This is a genomic window from Plantactinospora sp. KLBMP9567 (assembly GCF_033446045.1).
Lineage (GTDB): Bacteria > Actinomycetota > Actinomycetes > Mycobacteriales > Micromonosporaceae > Plantactinospora.
Window position 1 is genome coordinate 119,943 of the sequence record NZ_JAWQRR010000056.1, and the last position, 6,834, is coordinate 126,776.

The following is a 6,834-nucleotide window of genomic DNA, read 5'->3' on the forward strand; positions in this document are numbered from 1 at the left end:
ACATATGGTGCAAACCATTCCGGGTACCGGCCTTCCCGAGCCGCCGCACCGGTCGCCGGTACGGCTTTCCGTCAACGGCAGACCGCACGAACTCGACCTCGACAACCGGACCACCCTGCTCGACACGCTCCGCGAACACCTGGGGCTGATCGGCGCGAAGAAGGGCTGCGACCACGGCCAGTGCGGCTCCTGCACGGTGCTGCTCGACGGCCGGCGGGTAAAAAGCTGCCTGGTCTTCGCCGTCGCCGCGGACGGCGCCGACCTGGTCAGCGTGGAGGGACTGGCCGAGGACGGGCAACTGCACCCGTTGCAGAGCTGCTTCGTCGCGCACGACGCCTTCCAGTGCGGCTACTGCACCTCCGGCCAGCTCTGCTCCGCCCTCGGCATGCTCGACGAGGTACGCCGGGGCTGGCCGAGCGAGGTCACCGCCGACCTGGCCGCCGGCCCGGACGGACTCACCGACCCGGAGATCCGGGAGCGGATGAGCGGCAACATCTGCCGCTGCGCGGCGTACCCGCACATCGTCTCGGCGGTCCGGGAGGCCGCGGCGGCCGAGGGCGTCCGATGAGGAGCTTCCGGTACGAGCGGAGCACCGACCCGGGCCGGGCGGTGGCCCTGGTGGCCGGCGAGCCGGACGCGGCGTACCTCGGTGGGGGCACCAACCTGGTCGACCTGATGAAGCTGGGGGTGGCCCGGCCCGGACTGCTGGTCGACGTCACCCGGCTGCCGCTGGACTCGGTCGAGTCGCTGCCGGACGGCGGGCTCCGGATCGGCGCCACGGTCCGCAACAGCGACCTGGCCGCGCACCCGACGGTTCGCCGGGAGTTCCCGATGCTGGCCCGGGCGCTGCTGGCCGGGGCGAGCGGACAGCTACGCAACATGGCGACCGTCGGCGGCAACCTGCTGCAACGCACCCGCTGCTACTACTTCCAGGACGTCAGCCGGCCGTGCAACAAGCGCGAGCCCGGAGCCGGCTGCTCGGCGCTGGAGGGACAGAACCGGGAACTCGCCATCCTCGGCTGGTCACCGCAGTGCGTCGCCACCCACCCCTCGGACATGGCGGTCGCGCTGGTCGCCCTCGACGCAGTGGTGGAGGTGCTGGAGCCGGGCGGCGCCCGGGACATCCCGCTGGCCGAGTTCCACCGGCTGCCCGGCGAGCGGCCGGACCAGGAGACGACGCTGGCCCCCGGCGGGCTGGTCACGGCGGTACGGATCCCGGCGCTGCCGTTCGCGCGCCGCTCGGCGTACCGGAAGGCGCGGGACCGGGCCTCGTTCGCCTTCGCCACCGGCTCGGTCGCGGCCGCGATCGACCTGGACGGGAGGCTGGTAAGGGACGTCCGGCTGGGCTGGGGCGCGGTCGCGCACCGGCCCTGGCGGCCCCGGCTGGCCGAGGCGGCGCTGCGCGGGCAGCCGGCGACCGAGGAGACCTTCCGGCTCGCCGCCGAGGAGGAACTCGCCGCCGCCCGGCCGCTGGCGCACAACGCCTTCAAGGTCCCGCTGATCCGCAACCTGACCGTGCGGACCCTGATGGAGCTGGTCGAGCAACCGGCGGACCCGGCGAGCGGGTCCGCCGAGGTGTACCGGTGAACGCGCCGACCACCGCCGTCGGCCAGGCGCACCCCCGGCTGGAGGGCCGGGAGAAGGTCACCGGCACCGCCCGGTACGCGGTGGAGCACCCGGCGAACGGGCTGGCGTACGGCTGGGCGGTGCAGGCCAGCGTGGCGAAGGGGCGGATCATCCGGATCGACACCACCGCGGCGATGCGCGAGCCGGGGATGCTGGCGGTGTTGACCCACGAGACGGCGCCCCGGCTGAACCCGGCGCAGAGCCCGGAACTGCTGCTGCTCCAGCAGCCCCGGGTGCGCTACCGGGGCGAGATCGTGGCGCTGGTGGTGGCCGAGTCGCTGGAGGCGGCCCGGGAGGGTGCCCAACTGGTCCGGATCGACTACGACACCGAGCCGCACAGCAGCGTACTGACCGAGCGGCATCCGAGCCTCTACAAGCCGGAGCACGTCAACCCGGCGTACCCCACCGACACCTGCGTGGGCGACTTCGACAGCGGCTACGAGGCGGCCGAGGTGCGGCTCGACCAGACGTACCGGACGCCGGCGTACCACAACAACCCGATGGAGCCGCACGCCGCCACGGCGTCCTGGGCCGACGGCCGGCTGCTGGTGCACGACTCCAGCCAGGGCAGCAGGGACGTCCAGGCCGCCCTCGGCCGACTCTTCGAGCTGCCCGCCGGGACGATCCGGGTCGCCGCCGAGCACGTCGGCGGCGGCTTCGGCAGCAAGGGCTCGCCCCGGTGCACGCCGGTGCTGGCCGCGATGGCCGCCCGGCAGGTCGGCCGGCCGGTGCGGCTGGCGCTGACCCGGCAGCAGATCTTCGGCCCGGTCGGCTACCGCACCCCGGTCATCCAGCGGATCCGGCTCGGCGCCGACGCCGACGGCCGGCTCGCGGCGATCTGCCACGACGCGATCAGCCAGAGTTCCACCATCGAGGAGTTCGCCGAGCAGACCGCCGTACTCACCCGGGCGCTCTACGCGGCGCCGCACCGCCGGACGACGCACCGGCTGGCCCGGCTGGACGTGCCGACGCCGTCCTGGATGCGCGCCCCCGGCGAGTGCCCGGGATCGTTCGCGCTGGAGTGTGCGATGGACGAGCTGGCGGTGGCCTGCGGGGTCGACCCGGTCGAGCTGCGGCTGCGCAACGACACCGAGGTCGATCCGGAGGAGGGTGTCCCGTTCAGCAGCCGCAACCTGGCGGCCTGCCTGCGGGACGGAGCCCGGCGGTTCGGCTGGGCGGACCGCGATCCCGCTGCGGGGGTACGCCGGCAGGGCCGGTGGCTGGTCGGCACCGGCATGGCCAGCGCGATCTATCCGGCCCGGACCCCGGGCGCGTCCGCCGAGGCGGCGGCCGGCCCGGACGGGACGTACCAGGTGCGGATCAACGCCACCGACATCGGTACCGGCGCCCGGACCGCGCTGTGGCAGATCGCCGTGGACGCCCTCGGGGTGCCCGGCGACCGGGTCGCGATCCGCATCGGTGACAGCGACCTTCCCCCGGCGTACGTCGCCGGCGGCTCGACCGGCACCGCCGGCTGGGGCCTGGCGGTGGACCGGGCCTGCCGGAGCCTGCGCCGGCAGCTCGACGAGCGGTACGGCGGCAGCGCCCCGCCCGACGGCCTCTCGGCACGTGTCCACACCGCCGAGGAGACCGCCGCACTCCCCCGCGCCCCCCGGTACTCCTTCGGCGCGCACTTCGTCGAGGCCCGGGTGAACGTCGACTCCGGCGAGATCCGGGTCCCCCGGATGCTCGGGGTCTTCGCCGTCGGCCGGGTGGTGAACCCGACCACCGCCCGGTCCCAGTTGATCGGCGGAATGACCATGGGGATCTCCATGGCGCTGCACGAGGAGGGGCTGCTCGACCAGCGGTTCGGTGACTGGGTGAACCGGGACCTCGCCACCTACCACGTCACCGCCTGCGCGGACGTGGAGCGGATCGAGGCGTACTGGGTTCCGGACGAGGACCGGGGGAACCCGCTCGGCATCAAGGGGCTGGGCGAGATCGGCATCGTCGGCTCGGCGGCGGCCGTCGCCAACGCGGTCCACCACGCGACCGGGCTGCGGCTGCGTACCCTGCCGATCCAGCTCGACAAGCTGGTGGACCGGCTGCCCCTCGGCTGACGACAGCACCGGCGAGCAGCGGCGGCCCCGGGCAGGGGCCCGGCCAGACCCCGGGCGGGCGGCTCCGATCAGCCCAGGGCCGGCGGGCAGCAGCTCCGGTCGGATCCGACTCCGATCAGACCCGGGCGGGGGCCGGGCGGGGTCGCTCCGGCACCGGCACCGGTCCGGCGGCGGCGACCCGGCCGAGCAGCACCGCCATCACCACGCTGGGCAGGATCAGGAAGATGTGGTCCACCGGAAACTCACCCCGGACCACGTAGTGGAACAGCGACGTGGTGAAGACGCCCGCCGCCCAGCCGAACGTGAAGATCATCGCTGGTACGGCCGCCCGGCGGGGCAGCAGCGACGACCCCAGCGCGAAGACCATCACCAGCAGGTCGGGTACCAGGAACGGGTTGTCCGACCGGAGCGCGTCCGAGGTCGCGAAGTACCAGACCATCGCCACCGTCAACGCGGCGGCGGCACCCCGGGCCACCCACACAGTGTCCAGCCTTCCGACAAGCGGACCAGCCATCGTGTCATCCCCTCCGGAATCCGTTACCGATGGCGACGAGTCTGCGTCTGCGCGGCACCCGGCGGAAGCGAGCCAGTACGCCCCGCGCACCGGGCCGGCCGTACCCGGCGGGTGCGGCTACCCGCACCTCGGCCGGGCGCGACGGCGGGTCGGGCGCGCGGTCAGCCGTTGAGATAGCGCAGCACGGCGAGTACCCGGCGGTGGTCGTCGGGCGAGGCGGGCAGGGCCAGCTTGGCGAAGATGTTCGTACAGTGTTTCTCCACGGTCCGCTCGGCGATGTCGAGCCGTTCCGCGATCGCCTGGTTGGTCCGCCCCTCGGCCATCAGGGCGAGGACGCCACGCTCCCGGTCGCTCAGCCCGCGCAGCGGGTCGTCGTCGCGGTCCCGCCGCCCGACGAGCTGGTCGATGACGACCGGGTCGAACGCCGTGCCGCCGGCACCGACCCGCCGGACCGCCGCGGCGAACTCCGCCAGGTCGGAAACCCGGTCCTTGAGCAGGTAGCCGACTCCGCGCGCACCGCCGTCGAGCAGTTCGACGGTGTAGCTGACCCGGACGTACTGCGAGAGCACCAGCACCCCGGTCGCCGGATGGCGGCGGCGGATCTCCCGGGCCGCCCGCAACCCCTCGTCGGTACGCGTCGGCGGCAGCCGGATGTCGACGACGGCCACCTCCGGTCGGTGCCGCGCCACCTCGGCCAGCAGCGCGGTCGCGTCCTCGACACCGCAGACCACGGTGAGACCCGCCTCGGTGAGCAGCCGGACCAGTCCCTCCCGCAACAGGGTGTTGTCCTCGGCCAGCGCTACCCGCACGGCAGCACCGCCCGGATCCGGGTACCGCCGCCGGCCGGGCTCGCCAGCTCGAAGGAGCCGCCGACGACCGCGACCCGGTCGGCCAGCCCGCGCAGCCCGGACCCGCCCGCCGGATCCGCGCCGCCCCGGCCGTCGTCCCCGATCTCCAGCACCAGCCGCCCGTCGCGCCGCCCGATCCGCAGTTCGGCCGATGCCGCGGCCGCGTGCTTGGTGATGTTCGCCAGCGCCTCGGCGACCACGTAGTAGGCGGTCGTCTCCACCTCTGCCGGCAACCGGTCGGGGATGTCGTCCGGCAGCCGCAGCGGTACCGGCGAGAGTGCCGCCAGCTCGCGTACCGCACCGGCCAGGCCGCGCTCGGTCAGCAGCGGCGGATGCAGTCCCTGGGTCAGCGCCCGCAGCTCGGCGAGGATCGCCAGCGTCCCGCTGCGCGCCTCGGCGATCAGCCCGGCGGCCCGCTCCGGGTCGGTGGGCAGCGCCGACCCGGCCAGTCCCAGCGTCAGCGGGATCGCCAGCAACCGCTGCTGTACGCCGTCGTGCAGGTCCCGCTCCAGCCGTCGCCGTTCCGCCTCGCCCGCACGCAGCAGCGCCAGCCGGGAGTCGGCGAGCTGCCGGACCCGGGCCCGCAGGTCGGCGGTGAGCCGCTCGTTCTCCAGCGCCAGCCCCGCCGCCGCACAGGTGGCCTCGATCAACTCCGGCTCCTCCGCCAACGCCCGGTCGTGCACGAGTATCGCGACCGGCTCCCCGGCACGGTCGATCCGGGTCACTGCCCGGTCCGTCGCCTCCTCCTCCGGCGGCGTCACCGTACGACCCTCGATGTCGACGTAGCGACCGGACTCCGGTGTCCAGTAGCCGATCCGCAGGGTCGGATCGTGCAGGGCCCGGGACAGCGTCTCCGCGATGCCCCCGGTACGCGGTGCGGCGTGCAGCCGGACGACCAGGTCCGCCACCCCGCCCCGGTCGACGCGACGACGCAGCAGCCCGGCCAGGTATCCCAGCGGCACCGCCAGCAGCCCGAGGTGCAGCCCGACGGTGAGTACCGCGACGTCCCGGCCGGCGATCGTCGCCGGCTTCACGACCACGAACATCGCCACCGCCAGCACTGCGGCGCCGAACATCGGGTTGAGGTAGCGGCGCCGGGTGGTACTGCTCCGGCGCCAGCGCAGGAGTTGCAGGCCGACCACCGCCGAGCCGCCCAGCAGTACCCCGACGATCGCGATCCCGCCCGCGCCGCCGGCCGGCTCGGCCGTACCGGCCAACTCGGCTCCGCCGGTCGTCCCGGCCGCGCCGCTCGCGGTCCCGGTTCGCAGCGCGGTCAGCGCACCGACCACGGCGACGCCCAGATAGGTCGACCCCACCACCAGGCGCGGTGCCGGCGTCGCCAGCCGCCCGGACGGGAAGGCCACCACCAGGTGAGCGAGCACGGCGGCCCAGAGTCCGGCGCGTACCACGGCGAGACCGTCGGGCAGCGACAGCGGAGCGGGAAGTTTGCCGAGCCACCACGCCAGGCCGACGGCGACCAGCAGCGGACCGGTCCGGTTGCCCGGGCGGGCCCGCCAACCGACCAGGCCCGCCAGCACGAAGCTGAGGCCCACGCCGATCGCGACCGCCAGCAGCGCACTACCTCCGGACCCGGGGTTGCCGTACCTCGGCGGTACCGGTCACCGGCCGAGGGGTAGCAGGGTCGTCTGCGGTGGGCCGCCTGGGATTCGAACCCAGAACCCGCGGATTAAAAGTCCGCTGCTCTGCCGATTGAGCTAACAGCCCGCTAGCCCGTACAGAGTACCGGACGGTGCCCGGTCTGCCCCGGGGATAACCGGCCGGGGGG

At 74.3% G+C, this 6,834-nt stretch carries 6 protein-coding genes and 1 tRNA gene; 3 read left to right on the forward strand and 4 right to left on the reverse strand.

What is annotated here, in order from left to right; genetic code table 11:
• Positions 1–4 precede the first annotated feature (4 nt).
• From R6Y94_RS40465 to R6Y94_RS40475, 3 genes are read left to right on the forward strand one after another with little or no spacing between them, the layout of a single operon-like run.
• On the forward strand, positions 5–568 hold the full coding sequence (locus R6Y94_RS40465; RefSeq protein ID WP_318402153.1) for a 2Fe-2S iron-sulfur cluster-binding protein: 564 nt from the start codon (positions 5–7) through the stop codon (positions 566–568).
• Entirely contained in the window at positions 565–1,587 is a 1,023-nt protein-coding gene (locus R6Y94_RS40470; protein WP_318402155.1) for a xanthine dehydrogenase family protein subunit M, read from the forward strand. The genes R6Y94_RS40465 and R6Y94_RS40470 overlap by 4 nt, the downstream gene beginning before the upstream one ends.
• On the forward strand, positions 1,584–3,686 hold the full coding sequence (locus tag R6Y94_RS40475; RefSeq protein ID WP_318402157.1) for a xanthine dehydrogenase family protein molybdopterin-binding subunit: 2,103 nt from the start codon (positions 1,584–1,586) through the stop codon (positions 3,684–3,686). Before R6Y94_RS40470 ends, R6Y94_RS40475 begins: the two co-directional genes overlap by 4 nt.
• A 115-nt stretch (positions 3,687–3,801) precedes the next feature.
• Here the strand turns inward: R6Y94_RS40475 and R6Y94_RS40480 are convergent, their stop codons facing one another.
• The 4 genes from R6Y94_RS40480 to R6Y94_RS40495 form a co-directional block, all read right to left on the reverse strand.
• Positions 3,802–4,200, reverse strand: a complete 399-nt coding sequence (locus R6Y94_RS40480) for a hypothetical protein (RefSeq protein WP_318402158.1) — start codon at positions 4,198–4,200, stop codon at positions 3,802–3,804.
• A gap of 161 nt (positions 4,201–4,361) precedes the next feature.
• Positions 4,362–5,009 carry a response regulator transcription factor gene (locus tag R6Y94_RS40485; RefSeq protein ID WP_318402160.1) on the reverse strand — a complete coding sequence of 216 codons (648 nt, stop codon included), beginning with the start codon at positions 5,007–5,009 and terminating at the stop codon, positions 4,362–4,364.
• Positions 5,000–6,601: a sensor histidine kinase gene (locus R6Y94_RS40490; protein WP_318402162.1), complete on the reverse strand. Its 1,602-nt coding sequence runs from the start codon at positions 6,599–6,601 to the stop codon at positions 5,000–5,002. Before R6Y94_RS40490 ends, R6Y94_RS40485 begins: the two co-directional genes overlap by 10 nt.
• A 99-nt stretch (positions 6,602–6,700) precedes the next feature.
• Positions 6,701–6,773: transfer RNA gene (locus R6Y94_RS40495), tRNA-Lys, on the reverse strand.
• Positions 6,774–6,834 lie beyond the last annotated feature (61 nt).

Coding starts and splice junctions, on each gene's coding strand:
- R6Y94_RS40465 (WP_318402153.1), top strand. CDS start 5: ATGGTGCAAACCATTCCGGGTACCGGCCTTCCCGAGCCGCCGCACCGG.
- R6Y94_RS40470 (WP_318402155.1), top strand. CDS start 565: ATGAGGAGCTTCCGGTACGAGCGGAGCACCGACCCGGGCCGGGCGGTG.
- R6Y94_RS40480 (WP_318402158.1), bottom strand. CDS start 4,200: ATGGCTGGTCCGCTTGTCGGAAGGCTGGACACTGTGTGGGTGGCCCGG.